Annotated in this window: 15 protein-coding genes; 4 read left to right on the forward strand and 11 right to left on the reverse strand. The window is 58.2% G+C overall.

What is annotated here, in order from left to right; translation table 11 throughout:
• Positions 1-143: 143 nt before the first annotated feature.
• The 11 genes from HY868_16935 to HY868_16985 form a co-directional block, all read right to left on the reverse strand.
• A complete protein-coding gene (locus HY868_16935) occupies positions 144-818 on the reverse strand; it encodes a prolyl oligopeptidase family serine peptidase (GenBank protein MBI5303824.1) in 675 nt (224 codons plus the stop codon).
• 58 nt (positions 819-876) lie between these two features.
• Positions 877-1905, reverse strand: a complete 1029-nt coding sequence (locus tag HY868_16940; protein ID MBI5303825.1) for an ADP-ribosylglycohydrolase family protein — start codon at positions 1903-1905, stop codon at positions 877-879.
• A gap of 74 nt (positions 1906-1979) precedes the next feature.
• Positions 1980-3533 carry a citrate lyase subunit alpha gene (locus tag HY868_16945; GenBank protein ID MBI5303826.1) on the reverse strand — a complete coding sequence of 518 codons (1554 nt, stop codon included), beginning with the start codon at positions 3531-3533 and terminating at the stop codon, positions 1980-1982.
• A gap of 75 nt (positions 3534-3608) precedes the next feature.
• Positions 3609-4931 carry a citrate lyase ACP gene (locus tag HY868_16950; GenBank protein ID MBI5303827.1) on the reverse strand — a complete coding sequence of 441 codons (1323 nt, stop codon included), beginning with the start codon at positions 4929-4931 and terminating at the stop codon, positions 3609-3611.
• The gene (locus tag HY868_16955) at positions 4928-6001 is read right to left on the reverse strand and encodes an ADP-ribosylglycohydrolase family protein (protein ID MBI5303828.1); all 1074 of its coding nucleotides are present in this window, start codon (positions 5999-6001) and stop codon (positions 4928-4930) included. The genes HY868_16950 and HY868_16955 overlap by 4 nt, the downstream gene beginning before the upstream one ends.
• Positions 5994-6950, reverse strand: a complete 957-nt coding sequence (locus HY868_16960) for a hypothetical protein (GenBank protein ID MBI5303829.1) — start codon at positions 6948-6950, stop codon at positions 5994-5996. Before HY868_16960 ends, HY868_16955 begins: the two co-directional genes overlap by 8 nt.
• A 10-nt stretch (positions 6951-6960) precedes the next feature.
• Positions 6961-7845 carry a carbohydrate ABC transporter permease gene (locus HY868_16965; protein ID MBI5303830.1) on the reverse strand — a complete coding sequence of 295 codons (885 nt, stop codon included), beginning with the start codon at positions 7843-7845 and terminating at the stop codon, positions 6961-6963.
• 3 nt (positions 7846-7848) lie between these two features.
• On the reverse strand, positions 7849-8748 hold the full coding sequence (locus tag HY868_16970) for a sugar ABC transporter permease (protein MBI5303831.1): 900 nt from the start codon (positions 8746-8748) through the stop codon (positions 7849-7851).
• A 96-nt stretch (positions 8749-8844) separates the two neighbouring features.
• Entirely contained in the window at positions 8845-10296 is a 1452-nt protein-coding gene (locus tag HY868_16975) for an extracellular solute-binding protein (GenBank protein ID MBI5303832.1), read from the reverse strand.
• An 88-nt stretch (positions 10297-10384) separates the two neighbouring features.
• On the reverse strand, positions 10385-11368 hold the full coding sequence (locus tag HY868_16980; GenBank protein ID MBI5303833.1) for an ADP-ribosylglycohydrolase family protein: 984 nt from the start codon (positions 11366-11368) through the stop codon (positions 10385-10387).
• A gap of 55 nt (positions 11369-11423) precedes the next feature.
• Complete coding sequence (locus tag HY868_16985) at positions 11424-12452, reverse strand: LacI family DNA-binding transcriptional regulator (protein ID MBI5303834.1); 1029 nt, start codon at positions 12450-12452, stop codon at positions 11424-11426.
• 199 nt (positions 12453-12651) lie between these two features.
• Here HY868_16985 and rpmH point away from each other — a divergent pair, with 199 nt between their 5' ends.
• From rpmH to HY868_17005, 4 genes are all read left to right on the forward strand, one after another.
• On the forward strand, positions 12652-12816 hold the full coding sequence (rpmH, locus tag HY868_16990; protein MBI5303835.1) for a 50S ribosomal protein L34: 165 nt from the start codon (positions 12652-12654) through the stop codon (positions 12814-12816).
• A 99-nt stretch (positions 12817-12915) separates the two neighbouring features.
• Positions 12916-13257, forward strand: a complete 342-nt coding sequence (gene rnpA / locus HY868_16995; GenBank protein MBI5303836.1) for a ribonuclease P protein component — start codon at positions 12916-12918, stop codon at positions 13255-13257.
• A 21-nt stretch (positions 13258-13278) separates the two neighbouring features.
• A complete protein-coding gene (gene yidD / locus HY868_17000; protein MBI5303837.1) occupies positions 13279-13494 on the forward strand; it encodes a membrane protein insertion efficiency factor YidD in 216 nt (71 codons plus the stop codon).
• Positions 13495-13567: 73 nt separating this feature from the next.
• Positions 13568-14659 carry a PQQ-binding-like beta-propeller repeat protein gene (locus HY868_17005; GenBank protein MBI5303838.1) on the forward strand — a complete coding sequence of 364 codons (1092 nt, stop codon included), beginning with the start codon at positions 13568-13570 and terminating at the stop codon, positions 14657-14659.
• The last annotated feature ends 41 nt before the right edge of the window (positions 14660-14700 follow it).

Genomic DNA, 14700 nt, shown 5'->3' on the forward strand with positions numbered 1-14700 from the left:
GTAGCATTGCTACTGCGAATTTGGTGTTTACCGCCGAGACGCAGAGGGCGCAGAGAAAAATCAAAAGAACTCTGCGTTCTCAGCGTGCTCCGCGCCTCGGCGGTAAAATTTCCGACGTATCAGTAACGGTGCTACAGTGTCGTTTATCTGCGTCCAAAATTTTTGTGCGCCATCATCCATTCGTACAATTCCGGATTCCCGTACGTGCGTGTCCACGCATCGTGTTTCGCGTCCGGATAAATCGTCAGTCGCACATCGCCGCCGAGTGATTTCAGTTCATCCGCCATTTTGATAGATTCGTCCACCGATACGATCGAATCAAGCGCGCCGTGAAAAATCCAAATCGGCAAATGAATCAACGCGCGCATTCGTTCGGCGCGCCGCATTACATCCGGGCGCGGACCGCAGATCGGCGCGAGCGCGGCAAAACGATGCGGTTGCAGTGCAGCGAGCTGGTACGCGCCGCGCCCACCCATGCTCAAGCCGGTGAGATACACACGCGATTCATCCACCGCGAGATTCGTCGTGATGTGATCGAGCAACGCGATCAAGCCATCCATCTCGACTGACCAATCGGAATCCGCCGGGCATTGCGGCGAAACGACGATGAACGGAAAATCCGGTTGCTCACCAATCAATTTGGGAATGCCGTGCCGTTTCAAAATTTCCACGTCATCGCCGCGTTCGTCGCGCCCGTGCAAAAAGAAAATCAGTGGAAATTGTTTGGCAGGATCATAGTCCGGCGGCAAATGCAAAAGATAATTGAGTCGGACCCTTTTGGTGATTTGCGTTTCGAGTGTTTTAGATTGTAGAGTCATTTCGATTTGTAGGGGCGCGCCTCGTGCGCGCCCATACGGGCGACCACACGGGTCGCCCCTACATCAACGCGCGCGCCAATTCATCGAGCCGCGCGCCGGCAACGAATGGCAAACACAAGCCGCGACACACGTTCAACTGTGCGCGCCACGTTTCGCTGATCGCGCTGACGCCTTGATGCGCGCCGCACAACGCGCCGACCATCGCGGGGAGTGAATCCGCCGATTTCGGAATCGCGTTCGCGAGCAGCACCGCGCTCTGCAAATCGCCGCGCCACACTTCGATTATCGCGAATGCGGCGGGCAAAGTTTCCGGCGCGGCGTTGCCGTACGAGTACACCGTGTTGATGACACGCTTGGTCAACGCAAGCAGCAAATCTTGCGGACTCGACGCGTCGCGTGCACCCTCGCGCGCGAGTTGATCGCCGCGCGCGAGCCACGAGTCTGTCGGAACTTCCGCACGCGCACGCGTCAACGCGTCGCTGATATTTTCACCGGACGCGAGCAACGCGATGGCGACTGCCATTGCGCGCGCGGCAGAGATGCCATCTTCCGCATTCGTCACTTGAGCATCCCATTGCGCGATCTGCGCGGCGCGTTCGGGATTGCCGGCGCAGAGCAAGCCAATCGGTACGGCGCGCGCAACCGCAGAATCGTCGTAATGCTGGGGATTGTCGTTGCCCGTCGCCGGGGGTTCGAGTCCACGCTTGAAATTTTCGATTGCCGCGCGTTCGGAAAAACCAGTGAGCACGCGATCCGCCATCGGCACGATGCGTTCGCGCCACGCAGCAGAAAATGTCGCAGCAGAAATGTCGCGCGCGTGCAACAACGTTTGCGCGGTGAACACGGCGTACTCGGTGTCGTCGGTTGGAAATGGTTCGAGCGTTTCCAGCGCGTTGCGATGCGTGAACGGCATTGTCAAACGCAGGATGCGGTTGCGCGCGGAATCGCGATTCGTGCGCCACAAGAATTCGCGTCGCCGCTCGACGAATTGATGCGTGCGATGAAAGAGCGCGGGAAAGGAAATCGCATCGCCGTACGCGAGACCCAGGAGTGCGCCGTAGGATTTTTCAAAAAGAGATGGGTTCATTAGAATACCTGGTAGGGGCGAGGCATTTGCCAGACGATTTCTCAAGCGAGTGCCATTACGCAAATGCCTCGCCCCTACACGACGACTTGTTTGACGCTGTCCATGATCGTGCCATCAACCCAGGTCACAACCGCGATGGTTTGCTCGCCCACGCGCGCGGGTTGCGGCGCGCCGCCGCAGATTGATTCCGCTTCGGCTTTCAATTCGGCGAGCGTGCGGAGAGGTAATTTTGTTCCGCGCAACGCATCGAACAAATCCTGGCGACGCGGATTGATCGCGATGCCGCGCTCGGTGACAACAACGTCAATCAATTCGCCGGGACCGCATAGCGTTGTAAGTTGATCGCGAATGACTGGGATGCGGTCACGGAACGAGGGCGCGGTGAGGATCGTGCAACGCGCGAACAACGCGTCTTGCCAGCCGCCGATGCCGTGCAATAAATATCCATCCGAATGTGACACGACGTTCGCGTTGAAATCCAAATCAATCTCGGTCGCGCCCAGCACGACGCAATCGAGCAGCGATGCGAAATTGCCCTTGCCATGATAATTGTAACTCGTGAACGGACTCGTCGGCAAGTGGCGCGGATTGTCGCGCAGCGAGCGCACGCCGTCGAGATCGAAACTCTGCCCGTCGAGAATGTAATCGCACAGACCTTGCTCGAGCAATTCGACCAGGTAACGCGTCGAGCCGCCGCGAATAAATCGCGCCTTGATCTTGGCGTCGCGCATCATCGCGCCGAGAAAAATTGTGAACGCGAGACTCGTGCCGCCCGCGCCGGCTTGGAACGAAAAACCATCGCGCATGATCCCGGCATCGCGCACGAATCGCGCGGCGTACTCGGCGATCAACAAATGATCCGGCGATTTTGTAACCTGGGTTGTCCCCGAAACGATTCTCGCCGGATCGCCGATCTGATCCACGACGACGACTTGATCCACGTAATTGCCTTGGATGTGCCAGGGCACGCACGGAAACGGCACGAGCGTATCCGTCACCACAATCACATGATCGGCGTACTGTGCATCGGCGAGCGCGAATCCGAGCGGACCGCACGCCGCGCGTCCGCCGACGCCGGAACAATCGCCGAACGCATCGGCGGCGGGCGCGGCGATGATCGCGATGTCCACGCGCACATCGCCGTCCTGGATCGCGCGATAGCGACTGCCGTGCGAACGCAGAACGCCCGTGCCGCGCATTTTGCCGAGCGATGCGTAACGACCGATTGGTCCGTTCAAACTACCTTCGATGTGATGAATCAATCCGCTATCGAGATGCGCGAGCAGAGGTTCCTGGGATGGAAAAACCGCGGTCGGCAACCACACGAGATCGCGCACACCCAGCTCTTTTGCGGACGCGAACACTTGCGCCATCAACAAATCGCCATCGCGAAAATGGTGATGCGATGAAATCGTCATCCCATCGCGCAAACCCGCGCGGCGCAACGCTTCGATCAAACTCGGTGCGACCTTGTTGCCGTCCGGCGCGTACTGCGCGCACGCGCGAATCGGCGGCGCGGCATGGCGACCTTGCGGAATAAATTTACCGACGCCTTGATACGACACAACCGCGCGCCCATTGACCTGGGTTGGCGCCATTCTCCCAGCGGCGTTTTCAATCTGTTGCATCATCAATCCTCAAATTGGACGCGGATGGACGCAGATAAAAATAAAAATCCGCGTACATCCGCGTCCTATTCCATTTTATTCGATATCGCGCACACGCGGTTCCCACTCGGCAGGCAAGCACTCCATCGCCCGCGCGAGGCGAATCGTGCGCTGTGCGCGCGCGACGACCGGCGCGTCAATCATCTTGTTGTTCAGCGCGACGACACCCAGTCCCAACGCGCGCGCTTGCTTGAACGCGATCGCGATGCGACACGCGTTTTCGATCTCGTCCGGCGTCGGCGCAAACGCGTGATGAGCAACTGGCACTTGGCGCGGATGCAAACAGCCGATGCCCTCGAATCCCATCGCGCGCGCATCGTTCACGAACGCGCGCAACCCAGTTTCGTCCGCGACATCGCTGAACACCGAGCCGAGCGGTGTGACGCCAGCCGCGCGCGCCGCGTTGACGATTTGACTGCGCGCCCACAAACTCTCGCGCCCCTCGGCGGAGCGTTCCGCGCCAATGTCTTTGGTGTAATCTTCCAGACCCAGCCCCAGTGCGATGACGCGCGGCGATGCGCTGGCGATCTCGAACGCCCGCAGAACACCGCGCGCGCTTTCGATGATCGGAATCAGAAATGGAGGTTGGAGGTTGGAGATTGGAAATTGGAAATTAGAGATTGGAGGTCGGATAGTTTGGCTTGATGCATCATTTCCAACGTCCAACGTCCAACGTCCAACGTCCAAATCTGGAGATTGCTTCGCCGCTTCGCGGCTCGCAATGACAGATTCCACCGCGTGCATTTCATCCGCGCTTTCAACTTTGGAAATCAAAAACGTGTGGACGCCGTGCGGAATGAGCGCGCGTACATCGTCGAGTCCCCGCGGCAGTTGATTGACGCGCACCATTTTTTCTGCGCCGTAAAAATCCACTGCGCGCAACGCGTTGCGAACGAGAATTTGCGCCGCGTCTTTTTCGTCCGGCGAGACCGCATCTTCGAGATCGAGAATGATCGCGTCGGGTTTGTGCAAACCGGCATTGACGAAAAATTTCGGCGTATTGCCGGGGAGGTACAAACGCGTGCGCCGCAAGCGTTCGCGCGCAATCGAGTACTGCGCGGCGGGGTTGAGGTCAGGTAGGCACACGGACGAAGTGTCCGGGCGCAAACGTTTCACCGCCGCTTCGAGGCGCGCCATCAGTGTGAATGGCAATCCGCCGCTGTCCTCCAACGTCACCGACAAATCGGATGCGTCGAGCGCGGCAAGCGTTGATCCGATCAACGCGCGAATCGAATCGCCGTAGAGCGCGGCGACCTTGCTTTTGATTTGAATTGTCGGCGCACCCGATTTCTCGACCAGAACCCAGCAATCGGAGCGAACATCTGCGCCGCGCGCGCCGGCACTGGCAGAATTGTTCATTGTGTTTCATCCGCGTGGGGCAAATTTCCAATTTGCCCCGTTATGGTCGGCAAATTGGAAATTTGCCCCACAAGTTGTTCCGCGACCTGCTCGATGTTCATGCCCGCGACGAAACCGATGCACTTGCCGGGCGCGACGGTTGCGCGCGCGAGCCATTCGTTTGGAATCGCGTCGCGTCCGCTGTACGCGCCGGCGAGCGAGCCGACGATTGCGCCAATCGTGTCTGCATCGCGCCCCAGCATCACACCCGCCGGAATCGCGCGACGCAAATCGCCACGCGTCGCGAGGAACGCGCCGAACGCGAGTGGCGCCGCTTCGGTCACGAGGTCTGCCCAGTGCCACCACGACACGACCAACTCGTCGCTCAATTTTTCGAGTGCGGCGTCGAGATCGTCCGGCAAATTTTGCGCGACCCGCGCGGCGCGCTCCAGCGCGCGATGCGTCCACGAATTTTCTGGCACGGCATCGAGCGCGGCGCGCAACATTTCATCCGGCGATGCGCCGATCATCGCGACACTGATCGCGGCGGCGACGGCTTGCGCGGCGAAAATTCCATCGCGTCCATTCGACACACCGCCGAGCGTCGTCGCGAGTCGCGCGGCAAGTTCCGGCTTGCCCGCCGCGATAATTCCGGCAGGACTGATCGCCATCGCAACGCCATCGCTCCACATTTGTTGATTGAACGCGCCGGAGTGCGGCGCGTGTAATCCCGCCGCGAGATTGCGCGTCGAGATGACATCACTGAAACCGCCGGGACGATACGCGCGGTTCGGCGCAAGCAGTTTGTCGCGCCACTCGGCTTCAACCTGGTCGGGTGTGATGCTCGCGCCATGTTGGATCAGCAAGTACGCGTTGAACAATGTAAAATCGGTGTCGTCCGTACCGACGGCGGCATCGCTCACAAAGCCGGTAATGCGTCCGAACTGCGCGCGAATTTCGGCGGCGCTGCGTCCTTCGACTGGCGCGCCCATCGCATCGCCAATCGCGACGCCGAAGAGCGCGCCCTGGGCGCGGCAAATAAAACCGGGAATTCGTGATTCAAAATTCGTAAATGGTAATTGGTTATTCACGTTTCACGCATCCAAGCTCAATCCACTCAATCGTGTTGCCAATACGATCCGCCTCTTCGCCGCCGAGGGTGAGCACGCGATTGCCAAACGGCACAGCCGCAAACCAGGATCGCGGAAAACGCATCGGCGATGGATTGCAGGTTCGTCCAGTGCGCGGATCAATGCGCTCGACGAGACCCAGGAATCCGTCACGATTGTATCCGCCGAGAATCACGATGGAATATTCGGCGACGACGGTTGCCGTCCAGGTGCGCGCGACGATTTTCCAATCGAGCGTCTGCCACGCGTCCTGGGTTGGGTCATAACGTTCGACTGTGTTGAGATAACCGTCGCCCGCAACGTATCCGCCAATGGCGTAGAGCTGATTTTCGACCGCCGCCATCGTCAAGCCACGTCGAGGGACATGCAATCGCGCGAGGCGTTGCCATGCCTGGGTGTCAAGATCGTACGCTTCGACCACATCGAGATAGCCGTCAATCTCGCCGTCGTTCACACCGTTGAATCCACCCGCGACGATGATACGCCGACCCAACAACGCCGCGGCGGGTTCACGTCGCGGCGTCGGCAAGTGCGTTCCGATGCGCCAAGAGTTTTTGGTTGGCGAAAAAACCTCGACCGCGGAAACGAGTCCGCGGTCTGCGCTCCACCCGCCAATGACCCAGATCGCGTTGTCGGCGACGACGCTCGCGTGCTGACTGCGCGCGATGTTCAACTCTGGAGCAGACTGCGCTTGAAGCGTTTGCGGATCGAGTGATTCGACCACATTGAGTTGCGTCGCCTGCCCGTTCCATCCGCCAATGGCGTAGATGCGATTATCGAGCAGCGCGGCGGTGAACGCGCGGCGAGGAGTGAACGACGGAGATTGGGCGCACGCCGTCAGTAATAACCCAAAAGATGAAAGATGAAAGATGAAAGATGAAATCCGATTCGCGTTCTTCACTTTTGTCATCTTTCATCTTTCATCCTTTAATTCCCACATTCGCGAGTCCGCCGATCAAGTACTTTTGCGTCAAGAAATAAATGATGACGCACGGCGACATAGCGAGGAGCGACCCCGCCATAATCATGCCCCACTGGATATTGAAACGTCCCTTGAGCATGTTCAAGCCAAGTTGAATCGTGTAATCATCATAGTTGCTGATGTAGATCAGCGGATTCAAAAAGTCGTTCCATTTCCACAAGAACGTCAGCACCGTGATCAACACCATCGGCGGAATGCAGAGCGGCATGATGATGCGCGCGAAAATATCCCAGGTCGTCGCGCCGTCAATGCGCGCGGCTTCGTCGAGATCGCGCGGCAGCGTCATAATGTACTGGCGCATCAGGAAAATGAAGAACGCGTCGCCGAAAAACGAGGGAACGATCAGCGGCAAGTACGTGCCGACCCAACCCAGTTTTTGAAACAGTGCGAACGTGGGGATGAGCGTGACCTGGTGCGGAATCATCATCGTCGAGAGCAGGAGCATAAAAAGAAAATCACGACCGGGGAAACGCAGCCGCGCGAACGTGAACGCGACGAGACTGCACGACAAGACGCGTCCGATAATGTTCATCACCGCGATGAACAACGTGTTGGCGGCAAAGCGCAGAAACGGCAGACTTTCGATCACGCCGGTGTAATTGTCCCAGCGAATCGGATCTGGAAAAATGTTGGGGGGCCATGCGAAAATTTGCTTGGCGTCTTTGAGCGCCGTGAGAAACACCCATCCGACCGGGATGCCGATGACGACGACGGCGAGGAACAACAAGGTCAGGAAAACGAGGATCGAATTGGCGCGCCGCGCCAACATCTGCGACGAGAAAAAGCGCGCGCGCGATTGACGAGATGCCGCAAGCGTTGCCATCGTCTACCTCTTCGCTTCCGATTCGTAGTACACCCACAAGGGCGAACTCTTGAACACGAGCGCGGTGAAAATCAAAATGATGATGCCGAGCACCCACGCGAGCGCGGACGCGTACCCCATTTCGAAATCGGTGAACGCGGTGCGGAACATGTAGAGCATGTAGAACAAGGTCGAGCGCATCGGTCCGCCGTCCGTGATGATGTACGCGGCGGTGAACACCTGGAACGCGTCAATCGCTTCCATCACGAGTTGAAAGAATAGCGTCGGCGTCAGCATCGGAATCGTCACATTCCACAATTTCGACCAGATCCCCGCGCCGTCCATTTCGGCGGCTTCGTACAAATGCGGCGGAATGTTTTGCAAGCCAGCGAGATAAATGATCGCGCTGCCGCCGACGCGCCACAAGTTCATCAAGACGATACTCAACAGCGCGGTGTCCGGATCGAAAAACCATTTGGGTCCGGGGATGCCGACGGCTCCTAGAATCGAATTGACCACACCGTAATCGGGATTGAGCAACCACATCCACATCAGCGCCACCGCGACGCCGGACAAAACCGTCGGCAGATAAAACACGGTGCGAAAGATGCCGATGCCCGGCAACTTGTGATTGAGTAACAGCGAGAGCGCGAGACCAAAGATGAGATTCAGCGGCAACGCGATGATGACGTACGTGAACGTCACGCGCAGCGCCTGGTAAAAATCGCGGTCGCCGGTGAACATCTCGATGTAGTTGTCCAAGCCGACCCATCGCGGCTCGGTCGTGATGCGCCAGTTCGTAAATCCGAAATAAAGCGAAGCGAGCATTGGACCCAGGGTGAACACGAGAAAGCCGATCAACCAGGGGCTGATGCCAATGTATCCTTCAATCGCTTCGCGTATAACCGGGCGTTTGATGTTCATAGGTGGAAATTAGAAGTTGGAGGTTGGAGGTTGGAAGTTGGAAGTAGATGGTAATCGCATCCAACCTCCAACCTCCAATTTCCAACATCCAGAGCACTACGACAAACCAAGTTTCTTGCGTTCGTCGTCCACGATCTTTTGCGCCTCGGGCACGGCTTTGTCCAGCGCGCCCTGGATTTCACTGCGCTTGATCTTGCCCAGGTAAATCTGATCGTACAGATCCTGGTTCAAACGCGTGACCTTGCTAAAGTACGGGAAGCGCCCGGAGAATTCCCAGACTTGTTTCGTCTCGAGAATCTTGAAGAAGAATTGGACGCGTTTGTCATTCGCGGCGGGGTGGCTCTTCCACAGCGCGGGAATCGTCGGCGTGAACCCGTTGTTGCGGTTCATCAAGAATTTTTGTCCTGGCTCGCCGGTAAACCATTTCAAGTACTCCCACGCGGCATCCTTGTTCTTGCTTGCGTTCGGGATACCGATTTGGAGTGTCCAGCCATTGGTGATGACGTCTTCACCGGCGACCGTAGGATTGTGCACAAGCCCGAACTTGACGCCGGCTTTGTCCACGAGCAAGAATTGTCCGTTGTTGAGCGGCGCGAAACCGAGACGCCCGGTGTTGAACAGATCGAGCGGACCGGTGCCGGCGGTTTGCAAGACCTGGAATTCGGCGGCAGTGGGAACAGCGCCCGATTGCGCGAGATCGTAAAAGAACTCGTATGCCTTGACGGCTTTCGGTCCGTTCATGTAACCCGCGACGGTCTTGCCATCTTCGCTGAACGGGCGCGCGCCGAACGCGAACATTTCCGCGCGCCAGATACGCGTCTGCATCGTCGCGCCAAAAATCTTCTTGTCGCGATTCGTGATCTTGACGGCATCGTTCAGGAACTGCTCCATCGTGTAACCCCACTCGGGGTACTTGATGTTTTTTTCGTCGAACAACGCGGTGTTGTAAAAGTACATCGTCGCGCCAACGCCGATGGGCATGCCGATGATCTTGTCGCCAAAGCGGCAACGCGAATCAAAGTGAACCTTGGAGTACATGGTGATGTCCACTTTGTCGCGCGCGATGTACTCGCGCAGATCGGTCGCCTGCGGGAACCAGCCGGCATCCCAGAACGTCGTCACATCGGGAACGCCGGAACCGGTGCCGAGCACGGTGTTCATCTTTTCCGAAAAGCCATCATCCGGCAAAAAGGTCTGTTTCATTTTGACCCAGGATGCGGCGGGGCTTTTCGCGAATTCTGCGGCGAGAGCTTCTTGATCGGCTTGATTGCCAACATCCGCGCCGGCAACAGTCCACCAATCAATCGTTGTCACGGGACGCGCGGTGGGCGGAACCGCCGTGGCGGGAATCGCGGTGGGCGCAGTGGTAGGCGGCGGAGCGGCAGTCGCCGCGGGCTTGGGCACATCAGTTGGTTTTACCGCCGGTACAGCGGTGGGCGGCACTGGGGTCGCCGTTGGCGTCGGCGCGCAGGACGCGGCAACCAGACCGGCGGCGGTGAGAACACTCGCGCGCAAAAATTCGCGGCGCGATAAAATTTGGTCAGACATTTTTTCTCCTCCTCGAGAGTGGGTAATCATTATTTGAACGCGTGGCGATGCGAAAAATTTCTAGGTTCGCGATTCCTCCTTTCCGTTTTCAATGAATCAATTCTGCCAATTGTTCAGCCAGCGAAACGATATCTTCGTGCGCGGTAAATTTGAGGCACACGCCGGCGGGACGACGAACGGAGGCGATCCATTTTTCCGGGATGATGCCGATGCCGTGAAGTGCGCCGCACAGTGCGCCGATGACCGCGCCGAGCGTGTCCGCATCGCGACCAAAGTTGCACGCCCAGAACATGCCACGTTTGAAATCACCCTGGGTCAACCGAAAGAGCGCGTAGATTTGCGGAATCGCTTCGGCGCTCGCGGAATGCGAGGGCGTCCACAACTCGGTGTGCAAACGCTCCCACGCATTCTCAATCGTTTTTTCTTCGTCGCAAATTTTCATCGCGCGCGCCGTCGCGCGACCCAGCCAGCTGTCTGCCGGAATTTGCGCGATGCCGGTCGCGACAATTTCTTCGACCGAGGCGTTGACCATTGCGACGGCGACGCTCGCGGCGACGGCTTGCGCCGCCCAGATGCCATCGGCGGAATGACTGATCTGCGCGTCCGTCTCGGCGAACGCGACGGCGCGTTTCACATCGCCCGCGCAGACGATGCCGATCGGCGCAACGCGCATCGCCGCGCCGTCATCGTAATTCGCCACATTGTCTTGACCTGAGAGGGGCGGCAACGCGCCGCGTTTCAGATTGGCGACCGCGCCGTACTGCGGCATGCCGCCGCGCTCGAACACGCCGCCGTTATCAATGATGTAACGCTGCCACGCCGTGACCACCGCCGCGGTCGTCAAGTCGCCGCGACAATCGAGTAGCGTGCGCGCGGTGAGCAAGGCGAACTCGGTGTCGTCCGTGCTTTTCGCGTCCGCGTACAGATTCGTCACGATGCCATAGCGTTTGCGATAATCGTCGCGGCGCCCCAGGTCGCCGAGCGCATCGCCGACCGCCAAGCCGATGAGACCGCCCAAGGATTTTTCCGTACACCATTTTCGATTCGCGATCAGTTCAGCGCGTGTAAGCATACATTGCCTCTAGCCGATAATTTGCGGGAACGTTCCCAAGAATATCGAAAAAAATTTACGTATGCAGCGGCGCGACCGTACCGCGCTCGATGAGCGTGCACGGCAGAACGCACCGGCGTCCTTCGCGCGGCGCGTTGCCCGCGATCCGTTCGATCAGAAATTGCGCGGCTTGGCACCCGATCTCGTACTTTTGCTTCGCCATCGTTGTCAACGGCGGCGTCATCATCGAAGCCGGATAAATATCGTCCATGCCGATGATCGAAATATCCGCCGGAATCTTGACGTCGAGTTGCGCGGCGCGTTGCATCGCGGCAATCGCGAGAATATCGTTCGAGGCGAAGACCGCGGTCGGCGGTTTCGGCAAACTCAGCAAGGTTTGCATGCCGCGTTCGCCGCCGGCGCGATCGAAGGGAACTTGAACGATGAAGGTTGGATCGAGACGCAGGTTGTGTTGTTTGACAAAATCCGTGTACGCCTGATACCGCGCGTGTCCCGGATCGGTATCGTAGCGACCGTGAATAAAACCGATGCGGCGATGTCCCTTTTGATACAGGTAGGTCAGCGCATCGAGCGTGCCGCGATAACTATCGGAGCCGACCATATCAATTTGGGGAAAGCCATCGCGAATACCCAGGATCACGGTGGGGATGCCCGTCGCGCGCAGTTCGCGGCAGTGAATCGTCGTCGGATTGATCGCGACCCCATCGAAGCGATTGCGGCGCGCGGTTTTGAGAAACTGATTTTCGCGATGCGGGTCCCAGTCGCCGTTGCCGACGACGACGGAATAACCGGCGTGCTCCATCGTGTCTTGCAAACCACGTGTCACTTCGGACCAGAAGGGATTGGCGATGTCGGGGGCGATCAGCATGACCGTATTCGTGCGCGCGGTGCGAAGACTACTCGCGATGGCGTTGTGCTCGTAGCCCAGTTTGTGGATCGCGCGCGTAACCGCTTGGCGCGTTTCCGCTTTGACGGACGCCGCGTCGCCCTGGAGGACGCGCGACACGGTGGATTTGGAAACGCCTGCCGCGCGTGCGACGTGAATGATGGTCGGTCGGGTAGGTTGGTTTTTAGGGCTACTCATCCGCGAGTGTATTCCATGGCATCACTGCTCAACGTACTCCGTCGTGAAACGACGGGGCGAATTTATGGGAACGTTCCCAAACACAATCCTACTATAACTCGAACGAATTGTCAAGCGGCAATTTTTCGTTCGGTTATTTGCTCATTTGTCCGTTTCTAGGTATAATGCGCCGCGCTATCTTACAGAACAAGGAGTGATTGTGAAACGAACGTATCAACCTAAACGGCTCAAACGAATGCGCACGCACGGCTTCCGCTCCAAAATGCAAACCAAGGGCGGACGCAAAGTGATTTCCGCGCGACGCGCGCGCGGGCGCAAACGTTTGACGGTCACGCATACCCGCAGTGGCTTGAAGCAAAAGTAAAGGCGGAAGGATAAAGGATGAAGGATGAAAAAGCCCCAGCAAGGGCACGTGTGATTTCCTCCTTCATCCCTCGTCCTTCATCCGATAATGAGCTAGCCCATGAAGCGCGCGTTCAGTCTGCGCCGCGGTGAAGATTTCCAGCGCGCGTGGGACGGCGGCAAGTCATGGTCGCATCCACTGGTAATTCTACGCATCCGCACGAACTCGCTTTCGATCAATCGTTTTGGTTTTGTCGCTGGGAAGAAACTGGGGAACGCCGTCGCGCGTAATCGCGCCAAACGCCGGTTGCGTGAAGCGATGCGTCATCGGCTGACGCAAATCGCGTCCGGCTATGACATCATCGTGATTGCCCGCACCGGGGTCGTGCGCGCCACATTCAACGAGCTGGACACGGCAATCGAAACACTGATTCAGCGCGCGGGTTTGCCTAAGCGTGATTAAACCTTCGCAAGGTTTTTTGTTGTGAAACATCTCGCACTCATTCCAATTCGACTTTACCAAAAGATTCTTTCGCCGTTGTTACCGCCGAGTTGCCGGTTTGTGCCGACCTGCTCGCAGTACGCGGTCGAAGCGATTTCGCATTGCGGTCTTTTCAAAGGCGGTTGGCTCGCGGTGCGGCGCATTGCGCGCTGTCATCCTTTGAACCCGGGCGGATACGATCCGGTGCCATTCGATTAGGTTTCAGATTTCAGTCTTGAAGCGCGCGGCGCTTGAAGGTTGAAATCTGCAACTTGTTCGGAAGGAGTTTCGCTTGGTAAACTTGACGCGTTTGCGGCTGGCGTGGTTTGTCGTTCTTCTCATCGCCGCCGCGTTTCTTTTGGTGGGCTGTGGCGGCGCGCCGGTCACCGGTTGGTCCAGCCCCACGCTTAGCGGCGCCACAATCTATGTTGGCGGGATGGGCGGTAAGCTCGTCGCCGTCAACACGGCGGACGGTAGCTCGCCGTGGCAATTCCCCAAAGACCCTTCCCTCGTTTCGATCTACTCGACGCCGGCGGTCGCGAACAATGTCGTCTATTTTGGCGCATTCGACAAAAAGTTTTACGCCGTGGACGCGACGACCGGCTCTGAGAAATGGAAAGTGGACCTTGGCGCCGCGGTCGTTTCGTCTCCTATCGTGAAGGATAATCTCGTTTACTTTGGCGCGAACGACAAAAAAATCTACGCGCTCGACGCCGCGACCGGCGCAAAGAAATGGGAATTTGCGACGGGCGGCGAAGTGTGGGCAGACCTCACGCTTGTGGGCAATGTGTTATACGCGCCCTCGCTCGATCACAAATTGTACGTGCTCGACGCGGCGACCGGCGCAAAGAAATGGGAATTTAACGCCCAGGGCATCAGTGTGACCAAACCCGCCGTCGTCGGCAATTCGGTGTATGTCGCCGGCTTGCAAAATATGTACGCGCTCGATGTCGAGACCGGCAAACAAAAGTGGATGTTCGCCGCGAATAACTGGGTCTGGTCGAATCCGAACGTGGTGGATGGCGTGATTTATTTTGCCGCGCTCGACGGCACGGTGTACGCGCGCGACGCCGCGACCGGCGAAAAGAAATGGGAATTCAAAGCCGCCGATGGCGTGCGTTCGACGATTGTGATCGAGAAAGGCGTCGCGTACTTTGGCGCAGATGATTTCAAAGTGTACGCGCTCGATGCGAACACGGGCGCGCTCAAGTGGACCCGCGCGACCGGCGCGCGCATCGTGAGTTCGCCGGCGCTCGGCGATGGCGTCGTCTACATCGCGTCGCAGGATCGGTTGTTGTACGCGTTGAACGCGGTGGATGGTCAGGTCAAGTGGGCGTTGGACACGACGAGTTTCAAATTAGCCACGCCCACGGCGAACAAGTAATGACCCCCACCTCGTTCCTCCCCCGTCAAGAACCGGGGAGG

This window comes from Chloroflexota bacterium, assembly GCA_016219275.1.
Taxonomy (GTDB): domain Bacteria; phylum Chloroflexota; class Anaerolineae; order UBA4142; family UBA4142; genus JACRBM01.

Coding starts and splice junctions, on each gene's coding strand:
- HY868_16975 (MBI5303832.1), bottom strand. CDS start 10,296: ATGTCTGACCAAATTTTATCGCGCCGCGAATTTTTGCGCGCGAGTGTT.
- HY868_16935 (MBI5303824.1), bottom strand. CDS start 818: ATGACTCTACAATCTAAAACACTCGAAACGCAAATCACCAAAAGGGTC.
- HY868_16960 (MBI5303829.1), bottom strand. CDS start 6,950: ATGACAAAAGTGAAGAACGCGAATCGGATTTCATCTTTCATCTTTCAT.
- HY868_16945 (MBI5303826.1), bottom strand. CDS start 3,533: ATGCAACAGATTGAAAACGCCGCTGGGAGAATGGCGCCAACCCAGGTC.
- HY868_16965 (MBI5303830.1), bottom strand. CDS start 7,845: ATGGCAACGCTTGCGGCATCTCGTCAATCGCGCGCGCGCTTTTTCTCG.
- HY868_16950 (MBI5303827.1), bottom strand. CDS start 4,931: ATGAACAATTCTGCCAGTGCCGGCGCGCGCGGCGCAGATGTTCGCTCC.
- HY868_16940 (MBI5303825.1), bottom strand. CDS start 1,905: ATGAACCCATCTCTTTTTGAAAAATCCTACGGCGCACTCCTGGGTCTC.
- HY868_16980 (MBI5303833.1), bottom strand. CDS start 11,368: ATGCTTACACGCGCTGAACTGATCGCGAATCGAAAATGGTGTACGGAA.
- rnpA (MBI5303836.1), top strand. CDS start 12,916: ATGAAGCGCGCGTTCAGTCTGCGCCGCGGTGAAGATTTCCAGCGCGCG.
- HY868_16970 (MBI5303831.1), bottom strand. CDS start 8,748: ATGAACATCAAACGCCCGGTTATACGCGAAGCGATTGAAGGATACATT.
- HY868_16985 (MBI5303834.1), bottom strand. CDS start 12,452: ATGAGTAGCCCTAAAAACCAACCTACCCGACCGACCATCATTCACGTC.